This is a genomic window from Rheinheimera tangshanensis (genome assembly GCF_014645135.1).
Classification (GTDB): Bacteria; Pseudomonadota; Gammaproteobacteria; order Enterobacterales; family Alteromonadaceae; genus Pararheinheimera; species Pararheinheimera tangshanensis.
Genome location: NZ_BMLH01000008.1, coordinates 123624 through 140253, shown reverse-complemented (window position 1 = coordinate 140253; position 16630 = coordinate 123624). Strand labels below are relative to the sequence as shown.

Annotated in this window: 18 protein-coding genes; 14 read left to right on the top strand and 4 right to left on the bottom strand. The window is 46.0% G+C overall.

The annotated features are described in order from the left end of the window. Positions 1-38 precede the first annotated feature (38 nt). The 4 genes from IEW88_RS14665 to IEW88_RS14650 all read right to left on the bottom strand — a co-directional run bounded on the left by IEW88_RS14665 (position 39) and on the right by IEW88_RS14650 (position 3886). Positions 39-830 (bottom strand): sulfite exporter TauE/SafE family protein, encoded by a 792-nt coding sequence (locus IEW88_RS14665; RefSeq protein WP_147904519.1) that lies wholly within the window; start codon positions 828-830, stop codon positions 39-41. A 57-nt stretch (positions 831-887) separates the two neighbouring features. Further along, positions 888-1379 (bottom strand): YbhB/YbcL family Raf kinase inhibitor-like protein, encoded by a 492-nt coding sequence (locus tag IEW88_RS14660; RefSeq protein ID WP_147904520.1) that lies wholly within the window; start codon positions 1377-1379, stop codon positions 888-890. A gap of 103 nt (positions 1380-1482) precedes the next feature. Further along, positions 1483-1905 (bottom strand): thioredoxin TrxC, encoded by a 423-nt coding sequence (trxC, locus tag IEW88_RS14655; RefSeq protein WP_147904521.1) that lies wholly within the window; start codon positions 1903-1905, stop codon positions 1483-1485. A 163-nt stretch (positions 1906-2068) separates the two neighbouring features. Next, entirely contained in the window at positions 2069-3886 is a 1818-nt protein-coding gene (locus IEW88_RS14650; RefSeq protein ID WP_185148606.1) for a DEAD/DEAH box helicase, read from the bottom strand. Positions 3887-4051: 165 nt separating this feature from the next. Between IEW88_RS14650 and mioC the strand changes: the two genes are divergently transcribed. From mioC to IEW88_RS14580, 14 genes are all read left to right on the top strand, one after another. After that, on the top strand, positions 4052-4489 hold the full coding sequence (mioC, locus tag IEW88_RS14645; protein WP_147904522.1) for an FMN-binding protein MioC: 438 nt from the start codon (positions 4052-4054) through the stop codon (positions 4487-4489). A 533-nt stretch (positions 4490-5022) separates the two neighbouring features. Then, a complete protein-coding gene (gene mnmG, locus IEW88_RS14640; protein ID WP_147904523.1) occupies positions 5023-6912 on the top strand; it encodes a tRNA uridine-5-carboxymethylaminomethyl(34) synthesis enzyme MnmG in 1890 nt (629 codons plus the stop codon). 14 nt (positions 6913-6926) lie between these two features. After that, complete coding sequence (gene rsmG / locus IEW88_RS14635; RefSeq protein WP_147904524.1) at positions 6927-7544, top strand: 16S rRNA (guanine(527)-N(7))-methyltransferase RsmG; 618 nt, start codon at positions 6927-6929, stop codon at positions 7542-7544. Positions 7545-7571: 27 nt separating this feature from the next. Next, entirely contained in the window at positions 7572-8366 is a 795-nt protein-coding gene (locus IEW88_RS14630; RefSeq protein WP_147904525.1) for a ParA family protein, read from the top strand. Positions 8367-8388: 22 nt separating this feature from the next. Next, on the top strand, positions 8389-9282 hold the full coding sequence (locus IEW88_RS14625) for a ParB/RepB/Spo0J family partition protein (protein ID WP_147904526.1): 894 nt from the start codon (positions 8389-8391) through the stop codon (positions 9280-9282). Between the two features lie 108 nt (positions 9283-9390). Then, the gene (locus tag IEW88_RS14620) at positions 9391-9786 is read left to right on the top strand and encodes an ATP synthase subunit I (protein ID WP_147904527.1); all 396 of its coding nucleotides are present in this window, start codon (positions 9391-9393) and stop codon (positions 9784-9786) included. Positions 9787-9801: 15 nt separating this feature from the next. Further along, positions 9802-10662 (top strand): F0F1 ATP synthase subunit A, encoded by an 861-nt coding sequence (gene atpB / locus IEW88_RS14615; RefSeq protein ID WP_053423951.1) that lies wholly within the window; start codon positions 9802-9804, stop codon positions 10660-10662. 44 nt (positions 10663-10706) lie between these two features. After that, a complete protein-coding gene (gene atpE / locus IEW88_RS14610) occupies positions 10707-10940 on the top strand; it encodes a F0F1 ATP synthase subunit C (protein WP_004335261.1) in 234 nt (77 codons plus the stop codon). Between the two features lie 51 nt (positions 10941-10991). Next, the gene (gene atpF / locus IEW88_RS14605) at positions 10992-11462 is read left to right on the top strand and encodes a F0F1 ATP synthase subunit B (protein WP_053423950.1); all 471 of its coding nucleotides are present in this window, start codon (positions 10992-10994) and stop codon (positions 11460-11462) included. Between the two features lie 12 nt (positions 11463-11474). Continuing rightward, positions 11475-12008 carry a F0F1 ATP synthase subunit delta gene (gene atpH / locus IEW88_RS14600; protein WP_147904528.1) on the top strand — a complete coding sequence of 178 codons (534 nt, stop codon included), beginning with the start codon at positions 11475-11477 and terminating at the stop codon, positions 12006-12008. A 14-nt stretch (positions 12009-12022) separates the two neighbouring features. Then, the gene (atpA, locus tag IEW88_RS14595) at positions 12023-13564 is read left to right on the top strand and encodes a F0F1 ATP synthase subunit alpha (protein WP_053423948.1); all 1542 of its coding nucleotides are present in this window, start codon (positions 12023-12025) and stop codon (positions 13562-13564) included. Positions 13565-13618: 54 nt separating this feature from the next. Then, positions 13619-14479, top strand: coding sequence for a F0F1 ATP synthase subunit gamma (atpG, locus tag IEW88_RS14590; RefSeq protein ID WP_053423947.1), 861 nt, complete (start codon positions 13619-13621; stop codon positions 14477-14479). A 31-nt stretch (positions 14480-14510) separates the two neighbouring features. Next, positions 14511-15896, top strand: coding sequence for a F0F1 ATP synthase subunit beta (gene atpD / locus IEW88_RS14585; RefSeq protein WP_053423946.1), 1386 nt, complete (start codon positions 14511-14513; stop codon positions 15894-15896). A 25-nt stretch (positions 15897-15921) separates the two neighbouring features. Further along, a complete protein-coding gene (locus IEW88_RS14580) occupies positions 15922-16338 on the top strand; it encodes a F0F1 ATP synthase subunit epsilon (protein WP_053423945.1) in 417 nt (138 codons plus the stop codon). Positions 16339-16630: the final 292 nt, after the last annotated feature.

The window sequence follows — 16630 nt, the reverse complement described above, 5'->3', positions numbered from 1 at the left end:
GCGAATAGTCGCAGAGATAAGCTGTTCGCCGACTTAACTTAAAAAGACAACAGCATCCTGAAGGCTATCAAGAGTAATACGCAGGCAAACAACTTCTTCAATAAGGCCGCTGGCACTATTGTGGCGAGCCGCACACCAAGTGGAGCTGCGACTACAGAGCCAATACTCATTCCAAGCACTGCAGGCCAATACACAGCACCAATCAGATCCGGATGAGAGACAGGAGCAGTTTGCAGCATATAGGAGATGGCGCCAAACACAGTCACAGGAAAACCGACAGCCACTGAACTGGCTACAGCTTTGGGCATTGCCATAAAACGATTTAAAAAAGGTACCATCAACACTCCACCGCCAGCACCAATAAAACTACCAGTGAAACCAACTAAAGCCGGAAACCAACGTAACCATTGAGCTGAGGGTGTTTTTTGCAACTGAGCAGTATTTGCTGATGGCTTTAACATAGAGAAAGCCACATAAAACAAAAAAGCGGCAAAAATGCACTGCAGCCATAAAGCTGGCAAACGTGTCACCAGCAAGGAACCAAGCACAACGCCAAATAAACTGGCCGGTAACATCAACCTGATCAACCCCCAGTTAATAGTGCCCTTTTGCTGATGCACCCGCAGTGAAGACACAGAACCTATAGCGGCGATCACCATAGAACTGGCAAGAGCTATCAGAGGCGAAGCTTCCGTGTTAAAACCTAAAGATGGCAACATAAAAGTTAAAAAAGGTACTGTCACCAAGGCCATGCCGACCCCTATCAGCCCCAACAACAAACCACCTGCTAAACCGGCAAACACAAATAACGTCAGTACCCACAGATCCATAATTTCCTGCTTTAACTAAAAAGGCCAGCTGGTGCTGGCCTTGTCAAAATCTATATTTTATCTGGCGTAAGTTGCGGTTAAGGTTGCTTTGCCCAGAGCTGTCGCATTGAGCATAAAACCTACGACGGCAGCGCTGGCATCATCTGGCACCCCTAAAGTAGCTTCAGGTAAAGCCCAGACGGTAAACTGATAACGATGCATGCCATGGCCTTCTGGTGGGCAGGCACCACCAAATTCTTTGATGCCATAGTCGTTGCTAAAACTGCGGCAGCCTGCAGGCAACTGGCCATTGCCTGCGCCTTGCGGCAATGAAGTGACAGTGGCAGGAATATCCAGAACTAACCAATGCCAAAAGCCTGAGCCTGTGGGCGCATCCGGATCAAACACAGTAATAGCAAAACTCTGAGTACCAGCTGGAGGGTTTTTCCAGCTTAACTCAGGTGATAAATTTGGGCCGTCACAACCAAAGCCATTAAATTCAAAAGTCTTCGCCATGAAGTGGCCTTCTCGGATATCAGGGCTAGTCAGTTGAAATAAGGTAGATGTCATGCTTTTTCCTTAACTATGGATCAAAACAACGAATTAGATTGTCAGTCTGAACTTTGCAGACAGGCAAATCCAGACTTTTGCGACTAACATAGTTCGCGGTGCTTTAGCTATGTTGCTGTAACCACTGATAAAACATCTGTTTTGGCATAGCACCTGATTGCTGAGCAACCAGCTTACCCGCTTTAAACAGCATCAAGGTTGGAATGGAGCGAATCTGAAACTGCGCAGCCAACTGTTGTTGCTGTTCAGTATTTACTTTGGCAAACCGAAATTGTGGCTCTAATTCAGCAGCAGCCTGATTAAACACTGGTGCAAAGTTCAGGCAAGGCCCACACCAGCTGGCCCAAAAATCCACCACCACAGGCAATTCTGACTTTTGGATCTGATTGACAAAATTCTGTTGGGTGAGCTCTATGGGTTTTCCGGCAAACAGCGCGTCTTTGCACTGACCGCACTTAGGCTGATCGGTAAACTTTTCCGGCTGAACCCGGTTTAAAGTAGAACAATGGGGACAGGCAATAATCATAACTAGCTCCGGATTTAACTATTTAAATTACATATGGCCCTAGTATGGTTTTTTATAGAGTTATAGCTATAAAAAAACCGGCTTTCGCCGGTCTTATGTCTAAGGATGGACGGTACGTCGCAACTATCTGGAACTGTGTTGCGACGAATCCATACTTGTACGATTAATCTCTTGGTTTACGCGGTGCACGTGGAGCAGCACCTGGACGCGGACCTGGGCTGCCATCAGAGCGCTCAGTACGCTCACGACGTGGTGCCGAACTTGTGGCTGGTGAGCCAGTGTCCACACTGATATTCAGTTTCTGCTTACGCACATAAACTTTTTTCAGATGCTGCATAGTTTCAGCCGGGATATTGGCTGGTAATTCTACAGTACTGAAATGATCAAACAGCTTGATGTTACCGATGAACTGGCTATCGATGTTGGCTTCGTTGGCGATAGCACCAACGATGTCACCAGCGCGTACGCCATGTTCCTTACCCACTTCAATGCGATAATTGGTGTAATCACCTTTTAACTCACGACGTGGACGTGGTGGACGATCGCCGCGTTCAGCACGATCACCAGAACGTTCTGGTCTGTCACCACGGGCAAATTTATCGCGACCTGAAGATGGAGCACGATCATCACGGTCACGGCTATGCGGTTCGCGGATTTCCGGGAACTGGTTAGCTACGTTTAACGGTTGATCTTTCTGCGCCATATACAACAGGGCAGCAGCCATATCTACATCGGTCGTTTCTAACTTTTCACGCCAATCGTTCACCAGATCCTGGAAGAAGCTTAAGTTTTTCGCTTCAATGGTCTGAGCTAACTGAGCACGGAAAGACTCGATACGACGTTGTTCAATCACCTGACCTGTCGGCAGCGACATTTTTTCAATCGGCTGACGGGTCGCATGTTCGATAGTACGCAATAAACGGCGTTCACGTGGTGATACGAAAAGTATCGCTTTACCTTCACGACCAGCACGGCCAGTACGACCAATACGGTGTACGTAAGCTTCGCTATCGTATGGAATGTCATAGTTAATAACCAGACTGATACGTTCCACGTCCAGACCACGGGCTGCAACGTCTGTTGCCACTATCACGTCCAGCTGATCGGCTTTTAAACGACGGATGGTTTGCTCGCGGTGAGCCTGGTTCATATCACCGTTTAAGCAGGCCACTGCATATCCACGGGCGCCCAGCTTTTCTGCAATTTCTTCAGTCGCACTTTTGGTACGAACGAAAATGATGCTTGCATCATATTCTTCGCCTTCCAGGATACGAGTTAACGCATCCAGCTTCTGGTTATTGTCCAGCATCACATAACGCTGTTGAATACGTTCAACAGTAGAAGTCTTGGACTCAATTTTCACTTCAGACGCATTTTTTAAGTGCTTCTGAGCAATAGCGCGGATCTGATTTGGCATAGTGGCAGAGAACATCGCCACCTGGCGGCCTGGCGGAGTCGCATCCATGATAGTTTGCACATCATCGATAAAACCCATACGCAACATTTCGTCGGCTTCGTCCAGTACTATGGCACGCAGTTTATCAAGCACTAAAGTGCCACGATCCAGGTGATCCATGATACGACCTGGCGTACCCACAATAACCTGAGAGCCACGTTTCAGTGCTTTTAACTGAGTGGTGTAGTTTTGACCGCCGTATAAAGGCAGAACATGGAAAGCCGGCATATAGCGGGCATAAGCCTGGAACGCTTCAGCAACCTGGATAGCCAGTTCGCGGGTTGGTGCCAACACTAAAATTTGTGGATCATTTTGGGCCGGATCTAAACGGGCTAATAAAGGCAGTGCAAACGCAGCTGTTTTACCAGTACCTGTTTGGGCTTGGCCTAGCAAGTCTTCACCAGCTAGTAACTTAGGAATAGCCGCTTCCTGAATTGGAGACGGATGTTCATAACCAAGTTCTAAAACTGCACGAAGAATAGGTTCCGGCAGCGCTAGCTGGGAAAAAGACATGGACTCGGACATATATTGTATAAACCTCAATAACACGCAGGCGAACGGTTTGTGCTATCGTAGATTTACTGAGCCTGCTTTGCAGTAAAAATACCCAAAAAGGTGCAAGAAGCATTCGCTTTGCACGTTTTAATTCCAGTAGTATAGCCAATCATTTCACTGACAATAGGATGCAGTATGATTGAGATCCTTGTGGGCAGCCAAATGGGCGCTGCGGAATATGCAGCAGAACAAGTAGCTGAAACTTTGGAAAAAGCGGGTTATGAAGTAAAACTTCATCTCACCCCTGATTTAACACTGATAACCAGACATAGTATCTGGTTAGTCGTCACTTCGACGTATGGCGCAGGGGATCTGCCCGATAATATCCAACCTTTTGTGGATCAATTAGCACAAGATCAAACAGATCTTACCACAGTTTCCTACGCAGTGATCACTTTAGGTGATTCCAGCTACGATACTTTTTGTCTGGCCGGTAAAAAAATCTCTGACCTTTTTGCCTCTTTAGGTGCAAGTTTATTGTTACCAGGACTAGATATTGATGTTTTAACAGCTGAACTACCTGAAGATCAGGCTTTAGCTTGGCTGCCTGAATTTATCAAAACTCTGCCTTAAACTCTTCTTAGTTATACAGAACAGGATCTTTTACCCTTCATCACTCAAAGGCCCATAAACAAAGGGCCTTTTCTCTACATGACCCGATCATGATCCACTTCTATATAGAGAGGATCATACTTATGATCCAGTTACACATAGATATCCACAGTTTTCACTTATTTTTAGGTCTAATGTGTATAAGTTTAGTTATAACTTATGTAAAAGCTGGAGTTATCCTCTGTGTAACAAATCAGGTTTTAGGCCCTGTGTATAAAAGTGCTAGTTAAACACCGCTTATCCGACTCAGGATCTTGTGTTGATCACAGGATCCGATCCTTTCTAACTGATTGATCTTCAAAACAGATCAAGGGTTACCCACAGAAAAGGCTCTGTATAGTAGTAAACATAATAAAAAGATCTCTTTAAAGATCCTTATATATTATTAGTGATCTTTCGAGGATCGTGATCGAGTTTTAATCATTCCACAACGCCTCAGATCCAGTTACAATACGCGCCCTTTTTACAGAACTGGTTTAGAGTTCGAGGCCTATATGCTTTATCAGGAAACATTTGATGTCATCGTTGTTGGTGGTGGTCACGCCGGCACAGAGGCTGCACTTGCTGCGGCCCGCATGGGAATGCAAACTTTATTGCTGACTCACAACGTTGAGACTTTAGGTCAGATGTCCTGTAATCCGGCCATTGGTGGCATTGGTAAAGGCCATCTGGTGAAAGAGATTGATGCTCTGGGTGGTGTGATGGCGAAAGCTACGGATCGTGCCGGGATCCAGTTCAGAACTTTAAACAGTTCGAAAGGCCCTGCTGTACGTGCAACCCGTGCGCAGGCAGATCGTCAGCTCTATCGTGCAGCTGTACGTTTGGTTCTTGAAAACCAACCAAATCTGAAGATCTTTCAACAGGCCTGTGATGATTTGATCGTTGAAAACGATCAAGTTTGTGGCGTAGTGACCCAAATGGGGTTGAAGTTTAAAGCGAAATCAGTGGTGCTGACCGTAGGTACTTTCCTTGGTGGCCAGATCCATATTGGTTTAGAAAATTACAGTGGTGGCCGTGCCGGTGATCCGCCATCCATAGCTCTGGCTAGACGTTTACGTGAATTGCCTTTCCGTGTTGGCCGTTTAAAAACTGGTACTCCACCCCGTATTGATGCCAGAACTGTTGATTTTTCAGTGATGCAGGCGCAACCAGGTGATAACCCGACTCCGGTATTTTCGTTTATGGGATCCCACAAGGATCAACCCACTCAGATCCCTTGTCATATCACCTACACCAACGAGCAAACCCACGATATTATTCGTAACGGTTTAGACCGATCGCCTATGTACACTGGTGTGATTGAAGGCATAGGCCCACGCTATTGCCCTTCGATTGAAGATAAGATCACCCGTTTTGCTGACAAAGATAAACACCAGATCTTTATTGAACCTGAAGGTTTAACCACACATGAGTTGTATCCAAACGGGATATCTACCAGTTTGCCTTTTGATGTGCAGTTAAACCTGGTCCGTTCCATCAAAGGTATGGAAAACGCCCATATTACACGCCCTGGTTATGCCATTGAATATGACTTTTTTGATCCACGGGATTTAAAAACCTCATTGGAAACTAAGTTTATCAAGGGCTTATTTTTTGCCGGTCAAATCAACGGCACTACAGGCTACGAAGAAGCCGGTGCTCAGGGCTTAATGGCGGGTATGAACGCAGCGCTTTTTGCTCAGGACAAAGATTCATGGACACCAAGCCGTGATCAAGCCTATGTCGGTGTGTTGATTGACGATCTGACGACTATGGGTACCAAAGAGCCATACCGTATGTTCACCAGCCGCGCTGAATATCGTCTGATGTTACGTGAAGACAACGCCGATATTCGTTTAACTGCCAAAGGCCGTGAATTAGGTTTGGTTGATGATGCACGTTGGGCCGCATTTAACCTGAAAATTGAACAAATTGAATTGGAACGTCAGCGCTTAAAACAGCAGTGGATCCATCCTCAGCACGCGGCTTTGGCTGAAGTGAACCTGTTGGTGAAAACACCGCTGAGCAAAGAGGCCAGCCTTGAAGATCTGATCCGTCGCCCTGAAGTGAATTATCAGGATCTGATGAAAATTGATTTAATTGGCCCTGGCTTAACTGACCCTGCAGCAGCTGAACAAGTTGAAATTCAAATCAAATACGAAGGTTATATCAATCGCCAGCAGGACGAGATCTCCAAGCAGGAGCGCAACGAAAACACCCGTTTGCCTGCAAACTTTGATTACAAAGCGGTGAAAGGTTTATCCAACGAAGTGATACTGAAGCTGAATCAGGTGCAACCTGAAACTATGGGTCAGGCGTCGCGTATTTCAGGCATCACGCCTGCCGCTATTTCGTTATTGCTGGTCTACCTGAAAAAACAGGGTTTACTGCGCAAATCTGCTTAAGCATTGGGATCATCATGCTGGAAATATTAAAAAAGCTGGTCGCACAGACCAGCTTAGTTTTATCTGAACACCAATTGCAACAACTGGTGGCTTATGTTCAACTGCTGGACAAGTGGAACAGTGCTTACAATCTGACCTCAGTGCGTGATCCGGAAGAAATGCTGGTGAAACATATTATGGACAGCCTGGTTGTGGCGCCTTTTGTCACTGGAAAACGCATTATAGACGTCGGTACCGGTCCTGGTTTACCTGGTATACCACTGGCGATCGCTTTACCTGACAAGCAATTTTACCTGCTCGACAGCCTTGGTAAACGTATTCGTTTTTTAAATCATGTCAAATTACAGCTGAAACTACAGAACTTTGAAGCTATTCAGAGTCGGGTGGAAGATCATCAACCTGAAACAGGGTATGATGCGGTTTTAAGTCGTGCTTTTGCGTCAATGACTGATATGGTGAACTGGTGTCAGCATTTGCCAGCCGTTGATGGCCAGTTTTTAGCCATGAAAGGTGCTTTGGCTCAAGAAGAAATTGCAGCTTTGCCGAATTTTGTTAAAGTTGTCGGCAGTCATCCGTTACAGGTGCCAACACTGAACGCCGAACGTTATCTGGTGGTGTTGGAGAAAGTCTAATTTAATCAAATACGTATTGGGGTCCTTGTGGGAAAAGTCATAGCTATTGCAAACCAGAAAGGTGGTGTGGGCAAAACAACCACAGCGGTCAATCTGGCTGCCTCTATGGCCGCAACCAAACGTAAGGTGCTACTGATTGATTTAGACCCTCAAGGCAACGCGACCATGGGCAGCGGTGTCGACAAATACGCCGTACCTGCCAGCGCTTATGAATTGCTGGTCGAAGAAAAACCTTTTGCTGAAGTCGTGGTGAAAGAAACCGCTGGTGGTTATCACCTGGTTGCTGCTAATTCAGATGTAACAGCAGCTGAAGTGCGTTTATTGAATGTCTTTGCCCGGGAATTACGTCTACGAAATGCGCTCAAAGATGCGCGTCAGCACTATGATTTTATTTTTATTGATTGTCCGCCCGCACTAAACATGCTGACGGTCAATGCTATGGCAGCCGCCGACTCAGTGTTGGTGCCTATGCAATGCGAATACTACGCGCTGGAAGGTTTGACTGCCCTGATGGATACCATCAATCAGCTGACCTCAGTGGTCAATGCTGACCTTAAAATCGAAGGTATATTGCGGACCATGTACGACCCGCGCAATCGTCTGGCCAATGATGTGTCTGAGCAGCTGAAGCAACATTTTGGCGATAAAGTCTACCGCGCCGTGATCCCGCGTAATGTGCGATTAGCCGAAGCGCCGAGCTTTGGTACTCCGGTGATGTATTACGACAAAGGTTCAACAGGTGCTAAGGCCTATCTGGCGCTTGCTGGCGAAATTTTACGCCGCGCCGATAAAAAAACTGTAAAAACCTCCACTCCTGCCTAATTGACAAGGAATACAACTGAAGATGTCGGTAAAAAAACGTGGCTTAGGCCGGGGCTTAGACGCTTTACTCACCACTAAACCTGTGTCTGATCAACAGAATGGCGCCAACTTATCTTCAGCGCAGCAAAGTGAATTGCAAAAGCTGCCTATTGAATGGCTCAAGCCTGGTAAATACCAACCACGTAAAGATATGTCCCAGGATGCGCTGGACGATTTAGCCAGTTCTATTCGTTCTCAAGGCGTAATTCAGCCCATTGTCGTGCGTCAAATCGGCGAACAGTCCTACGAAATCATCGCGGGTGAGCGGCGCTGGCGTGCCAGCCAGTTGGCACAACTTGATGTTATTCCTTGTATTATCAAAGATGTACCTGACGAAGCCGCTGTTGCTATCGCTCTGATTGAAAACATTCAACGCGAAGATCTGAATGCAATGGAAGAAGCTATAGCTCTGCAGCGTTTGTTATCCGAATTTGAACTCACTCATCAGCAAGTCGCTGATGCTGTGGGTAAATCGCGCACCAGTGTGACTAATTTGTTACGTCTGAATCAACTGAATGACGATGTGAAGTTATTGCTGGAACATGGTGATATTGAAATGGGTCATGCCCGTGCTTTATTGGCATTGGATTCTTTTCAGCAATCCGATACCGCCCGTATAGTTGCAGCAAAACAGATGACGGTGCGTGATACTGAAAATCTGGTGCGCCGCCTGCTTGAACCTGCGCCTGAAGCCACTCCAAAAGTAAAAGACCCGGATGTCAGTTCGCTCGAGCAACGCTTAAGTGAACGTTTTGCCGCTCCTGTTGAGATTAATTACAACAAAAAAGGCAAAGGCAATCTGGTGATTTCCTACAGCAGCTTAGATGAGCTGGAAGGCATACTGAGCAAATTACAGTCAGAGTATTCTGAATCCTAGCTTGTAATTTTTCACTATCTCAGACAAAAGTTGCAGTAAGCCCGCTTTTTCTTGCAAAAAAAAGGCAGATAAGTATACTTGCGACGGCATTTTAACTGCGGTTTACAGATGGTTCAGACTGAGCAAATTACAGTGGCCTCACACCAAGAAAATAAAAAACAGGCCTATAAATTTGTTGTTTTTCAACTGGCTCTGACGTTTTTGATTGCCGCTGGTTTCTTATATTTTGGTCAGCCAGAAGCAAAATCAGCCCTAAAAGGCGGACTTATTGCTGTAATTGCTAATGTAGTATTTGTTTTTTTATCGTTTAAAGTGGATGCATCACAAAATCAAGAAGTGGCCAGGCAGATGATGCAAAAAGCCGTATCCCTGAAAACGATGATCAGTATTTTATTATTTGCAGCTGTTTTAAGTGGTTCGGCCATTGAAGCCGCCCCTTTTTTGTTGACCTACGCTATCGTAGTGGTGCTGCAATTTTGTACAGGTTTCTTTTTTAAACATTAACTATTGGGACTAAAAATGGCAGCAGGCGAAGAGATTACTCTCACCGGTCATATTCAGCACCACCTTACTAATGCAAAAATGTGTACTGTTGATGGCAGTGTCGCGTTTAACAAAGCATGTAGTGAGGCTGGCTTCTGGACATGGCACATTGATACCTTGGCATGGTCTATTGGTTTAGGTTTGCTTTTTTTGTTTTTATTCAAAAGAGCAGCCACTAAAGCCACTGTGGGCGTACCTGGTAAATTCCAGTGTTTTATCGAAATGGTTGTTGAATTTGTAGCCAACAACGTGAAAGACACTTTCCATGGTAAAAGCAAACTTATTGCTCCGTTAGCCCTGACGATTTTCGTTTGGGTGTTCTTAATGAACCTGATGGATCTAATCCCTGTTGATTTCCTTCCAGCATTTGCAGGTTATGTCGGCGAAGTTGGTTTTGGTGTTGACTCTCATGACGTCTACATGAAAATCGTACCAACCACAGATATCAATATGACGGCAGCTCTGGCTATCGGTGTATTTATGCTGATGATTGGTTACTCCATTAAAATTAAAGGTGTGACAGGTTTTATTAAAGAACTAACTCTGCACCCTTTTAGCGCTTCAAACGGTTTTGTTCAGGCGTTATTAGTACCGTTTAACCTGTTATTAGAATTGATCGCATTAGTTGCTAAGCCTTTCTCGCTGGCTCTGCGTCTGTTCGGTAACCTGTATGCCGGCGAGCTGATCTTTATCCTGATCGGTGCTGTTGGTCTGATGCAGTTACCACTGCACTTTATCTGGGCTGTATTCCACATCCTGGTTATCGTGTTACAAGCTTTCGTATTTATGATGCTGACCATTGTTTATCTGAGCATGGCCAGTGCTGATAATCACTAGAAGATTTCGCTTTAACTTTAACAATTGAAACTTTGGAGAAAAAAATGGAACTAGTATTAGGTTTAAAATATATCGCTGTTGCTCTGTTGATCGGTTTCGGTGCTATCGGCACTGCAATTGGCTTCGGTAACATGGGTGGTAAGTTCTTAGAAGCTTGTGCCCGTCAGCCAGAGTTAGCGCCTTCACTGCAAGTTAAAATGTTTATCCTTGCAGGTCTGATCGATGCGGTAGCTATGATCGGTGTTGGTATTGCGATGGTGTTGTTGTTCGTTCTGTAATTCAAAACACTCGTTTTTTAATGAACAACAACTTTAATAGGAGGAGGGGTCGTGAATCTTAACGCCACTCTACTCGGAGAGTTAATAGCTTTCGCAGTGTTCGTGCTGTTCTGCATGAAGTTTGTGTGGCCACCATTGATTGGTGCCATAGAAGCTCGTCAGCAAAAAATTGCTGACGGTTTAGCAGCCTCTGACCGTGCTGAACAAGACTTACGTCTGGTTCAGGAGAAGGTCAAGCAGCAATTAGCTGAAGCCAAAACACAGGCTTCTGCATTAATTGATCAGGCTAAAAAGCGTGAACAACAAATTATTGATGAAGCTTCTGTTAAAGCTCAATCTGAGCGCGAGAAAATTCTTGCTCAGGCTAAAGCCGAAATCGACGCTGAACGTATTAAAGCCAGAGAAGAATTACGCAAGCAGGTTGCAGTATTAGCTGTAGCTGGCGCCGAAAAAATTCTTCAGCGTTCTATTGATGCTGCTGCACACAGCGACATCCTGGAAAAACTGGTCGCAGAACTTTAATGAGGGTGAGCCATGTCTAAACTGACTATCGTTGCTCGTCCTTATGCTAAAGCAGCCTTTGACGTTGCTGTAGAACAAAAAGCATTAGATTCGTGGGCTACTATGTTGTTTTTTGCAGCTGAAGTTGCAAAAACTACAGAAGTAGCTTCACGCTTACAAGCTTTGGGTTCTTCAGAAAAGCAAGCTGACTTTTTTATCAAAGTATGCGCAGAACAGCTGAATAGTTCGGGCCAAAACCTGATCCGGATCATGGCTGAAAACCACCGTTTGGTTGCTTTGCCTGAAGTCTTCGACGCCTTTATTCAGTTAAAAGCTGAATATGAAAAAGAAGCCACTGTAGAAGTGGTTTCCGCGACCGAATTAGACGCAGCTCAACAAGCCAAACTGGTTGACGCTTTATCGCAACGTTTAGCACGTAAAGTAAAATTGAACTGCAGTGTAGATCCGGCCGTCGTTGGCGGTATGGTTATCAAATCCGGTGATATGGTTATTGATGGCTCGGTTCGTGGCAAATTACATCGTTTAGCTACTGCACTGCAGTCATAATTGGGGATTAGAGCATGCAACTGAATTCCACTGAAATTTCTGAACTGATCAAAAAACGTATTGAGCAGTTTGAGGTTGTCAGTGAAGCTCGCAACGAAGGTACTATCGTCGCAGTTACTGACGGTATTATTCGTATCAATGGCCTTGCTGATTGTATGCAGGGTGAGATGATTGAGCTTCCAGGCAACCGTTACGCTATCGCATTAAACCTTGAGCGCGACTCAGTAGGTGCTGTAGTTATGGGTCCTTATGCGGACCTGCGTGAAGGCACAAAAGTTAAATCTACTGGCCGTATCCTTGAAGTACCAGTTGGCCCAGGTCTGTTAGGCCGTGTGGTTAACACTTTAGGTGAGCCAATCGACGGTAAAGGTCCAATCGATGCAGCTGGTTTCGCACCAGTAGAAAAAATCGCTCCGGGCGTTATCGATCGTCGTTCAGTAGACCAACCTCTGCAAACTGGTTACAAGTCAGTTGACTCCATGATCCCAATCGGTCGTGGTCAGCGTGAATTGTTAATCGGTGACCGTCAGACGGGTAAAACGGCTTTAGCTATCGATGCCATCATCAACCAGAAAACTTCTGGCGTGAAATGTATCTATGTAGCTATCGGCCAAAAAGCTTCTACTATCGCTAACGTAGTACGTAAACTGGAAGAGCATAACGCTCTGGCCCACACTATTGTGGTTGTAGCTTCTGCTTCTGAAGCCGCTGCACTGCAATTCCTGGCGCCATACTCTGGTTGTACTATGGGTGAATACTTCCGTGATCGTGGTGAAGATGCACTGATCGTATACGACGACTTGTCTAAACAAGCTGTTGCTTACCGTCAAATCTCTCTGTTGTTACGTCGTCCACCAGGCCGTGAAGCTTACCCAGGTGACGTATTCTATCTCCACAGCCGTCTGTTAGAGCGCGCATCTCGTGTAAACGAGCATTATGTTGAGCGTTTAACCAACGGTGAAGTGAAAGGCAAAACCGGTTCATTAACTGCACTGCCAATTATCGAAACTCAGGCTGGCGACGTTTCTGCGTTCGTTCCAACCAACGTAATTTCGATCACTGACGGTCAGATCTTCTTAGAATCTGGTTTATTCAACGCCGGTATCCGTCCAGCTGTTAACGCTGGTATCTCGGTATCTCGTGTTGGTGGTGCTGCTCAAACCAAAATCATCAAGAAGCTGGGTGGCGGTATCCGTTTAGCCTTAGCTCAGTACTCTGAACTGGCGGCATTCGCTCAGTTCGCATCTGACCTGGATGACGCGACTCGTGCGCAGTTAGACCACGGCCAGAAAGTTACTGAACTGATGAAACAGTTACAATACGCGCCAATGGGCGTGGCTGACATGGGTGTGTCTATTTTCGCGATTGAAAAAGGCTACATGAAAGACATCGAAGTTGCCAAAATCCTTGATTTTGAAGCCGCTTTAATTGCTTACATGCACTCAGAGCACGCAGCGTTTATGGCTGATCTGAACAAAACCGGTAACTACAACGACCAAATCGAAGCGACTTTAAAAGGCGCTATTGAGAAGTTTAAAGCAACTCAGACTTGGTAAACATATCGGGTGTGGGCAACTGCACCCGGTCGTTGAAACTTTCGGAGATTAGTCATGGCCGGCGCAAAAGAGATAAAAAGTAAGATCGGGAGTATTAATAATACTCGTAAGATCACCAGCGCAATGGAAAAGGTAGCAGTCAGCAAAATGCGCAGAGCGCAGGAGCGGGTTGCACATAGCCGTCCATACGCTGAAGGTATGCGCAAAGTGATCGGCAATATCGCAAATGGCAGCATTGAATACCGTCACCCGTTTTTAACGGAACGTCCGGTAAAAAATGTTGGCTACATTGTGATATCGACAGACCGTGGCCTTTGCGGCGGCTTAAATACCAATGAGTTCAAACGTATTGCTCTGGATATGAAGAACTGGAAAGAGCAGGGAGCTCAGGCTCAGATTGCGGTGATCGGCAATAAAGCTACAGCGTTTTTCAAACGTTTTGGCGGTAAGGTGCTGGCACAACAAACTGGCCCTGGCGATAACCCACGTTTAGCTGATGTGATTGGTTCGGTTCAGGTGATGCTCAAAGCATACGAAGAAGGCCGTATCGACCGCTTGTTCCTGGTGTTCAACAAATTCGTCAACACCATGAAACAAGAGCCAGTGATCGAACAACTCTTACCTTTGCCAAAAGCAGACGTAACAGCGAAAAGCCATAGCTGGGATTACATATACGAACCGGATCCAAAGGTAATTTTAGATAAATTACTGAGCCGCTACGTAGAGTCTCAGGTGTATCAGGGTGTAGTTGAAAACGCGGCCAGCGAACAAGCGGCCCGTATGGTGGCGATGAAAGCCGCCACAGACAACGCTGGTAGCTTAATGGATGACCTGAAGTTGGTTTACAACAAAGCGCGTCAAGCAGCTATTACCCAGGAACTGAGCGAAATCGTCGCCGGTGCCGCTGCTGTTTAAGGCTTAGGTTACAGAAATTAGAGGATTAAACATGAGTCAAGGTAAGGTAGTCCAAATCATTGGCGCCGTTGTGGATATCGACTTTCCACAAGAATCGGTACCTGGTATCTATGACGCGTTAAACGTAACAAGCGGCGACCTGGCTGGTTTAGTACTTGAAGTACAACAGCAATTAGGCGGCGGTACTGTACGTGCTATCGCGTTAGGTTCAACCGACGGTTTACGTCGTGGTGCTGAAGTGTCTAACACTGGCAAAGCCATCCACGTACCAGTAGGTAAAGCGACTTTAGGTCGTATCATGAACGTATTAGGCGAGCCAATCGACGAAGCGGGTCCTATCGGTGAAGATGAGCGTATGCCAATCCACCGTGCTGCACCAAGCTACGAAGATCAAGCCGCTTCAAACGCTCTGTTAGAAACAGGCATCAAGGTTATCGACCTGGTATGTCCGTTTGCTAAAGGCGGTAAAGTGGGTCTGTTCGGTGGTGCCGGTGTGGGTAAAACCGTAAACATGATGGAACTGATCCGTAACATCGCGATCGAGCACAGTGGTTACTCTGTATTCGCCGGTGTAGGTGAGCGTACTCGTGAAGGTAACGACTTCTATCACGAAATGAACGATTCAAACGTACTGGACAAAGTATCACTGGTGTATGGCCAGATGAACGAGCCGCCAGGCAACCGTTTACGTGTAGCTCTGACCGGTCTGACTATGGCCGAGAAGTTCCGTGACGAAGGCCGTGACGTTCTGTTCTTCGTGGACAACATCTACCGTTACACCCTGGCCGGTACTGAAGTATCAGCTCTGTTAGGCCGTATGCCATCTGCAGTAGGTTACCAGCCAACGCTGGCCGAAGAGATGGGTGTACTGCAAGAGCGTATCACTTCAACTAAAACTGGTTCTATCACATCTGTACAAGCGGTTTACGTACCAGCGGACGACTTAACTGACCCGTCACCAGCGACTACGTTCTCTCACTTAGATGCGACTGTTGTATTGTCTCGTAACATCGCTTCACTGGGTATTTACCCTGCGATCGATCCACTGGACTCTACTTCACGTCAGTTGGACCCGTTAGTGATCGGCAAAGAACACTACGATACAGCCCGTGGTGTTCAGTCAGTGCTGCAACGTTACAAAGAATTAAAAGACATCATCGCCATCTTAGGTATGGACGAATTGTCTGATGAAGACAGAACTGTGGTTTACCGTGCACGTAAAATCCAACGTTTCCTGTCTCAGCCATTCTTCGTAGCCGAAGTATTCACTGGCTCTCCAGGCAAATACGTTCCGCTGAAAGAAACTATCCGTGGTTTCAAAGGCATTCTGGACGGTGAATTCGATCACATGCCAGAACAAGCCTTCTACATGGTTGGTTCTATCGACGAAGCGATCGAAAAAGCGAAGAAGCTGTAATCAACTACAGCTTTAGGAGAGCGAAATGGCAATGACAGTACAACTGGATGTGGTAAGCGCCGAAGAGCGGATTTTTTCTGGTCTGGTGGAATCCATTCAGGTAACAGGTAGTGAAGGTGAATTAGGTATTTTACCTGGTCACATTCCGCTTCTTACTGGAATCAAGCCTGGTATGGTTCGTATCGTTAAACAGTTTGGCGAAGAGCATCTGATTTATGTCGCTGGTGGCGTGCTGGAAGTTCAGCCGCACAGCGTCACAGTGCTGGCCGATGTCGCGGTACGAGCTGAAGATCTGGACGAGCAAGCTGCTTTAGCTGCTCAGAAACGTGCAGAAGAAGCGATGCAACATGCAGGCGCTGATTTCAACTACGCAGAAGCTGCAGCTCAATTGGCTGAAGCTATTGCCCAGTTACGTTTAATCCAGAAACTTCGCAAAAAATAAGCGGATTACTGCATGCTAAAAAGCCACCTTCGGGTGGCTTTTTTTATGAAAAAATGAACTGAGCAGGCAAAAATTAAAAGCATTCAAAACTACATATTGTTTTCATTTTTGCGTTAATATGGGGACTAAGGTAAAATTTGTTATTGTATTTGTTTACAATTATGTGTGCGGCCTTTTCGCGGTAAAGGGCAGTAATACGTGGCACTTGGTGTAATCTGAGTTTTGACACCAAATGATAAACAGCTGTACCCAATTGGCCCGAATGAACTTGTTCTGCCTTTATTAATGCGCA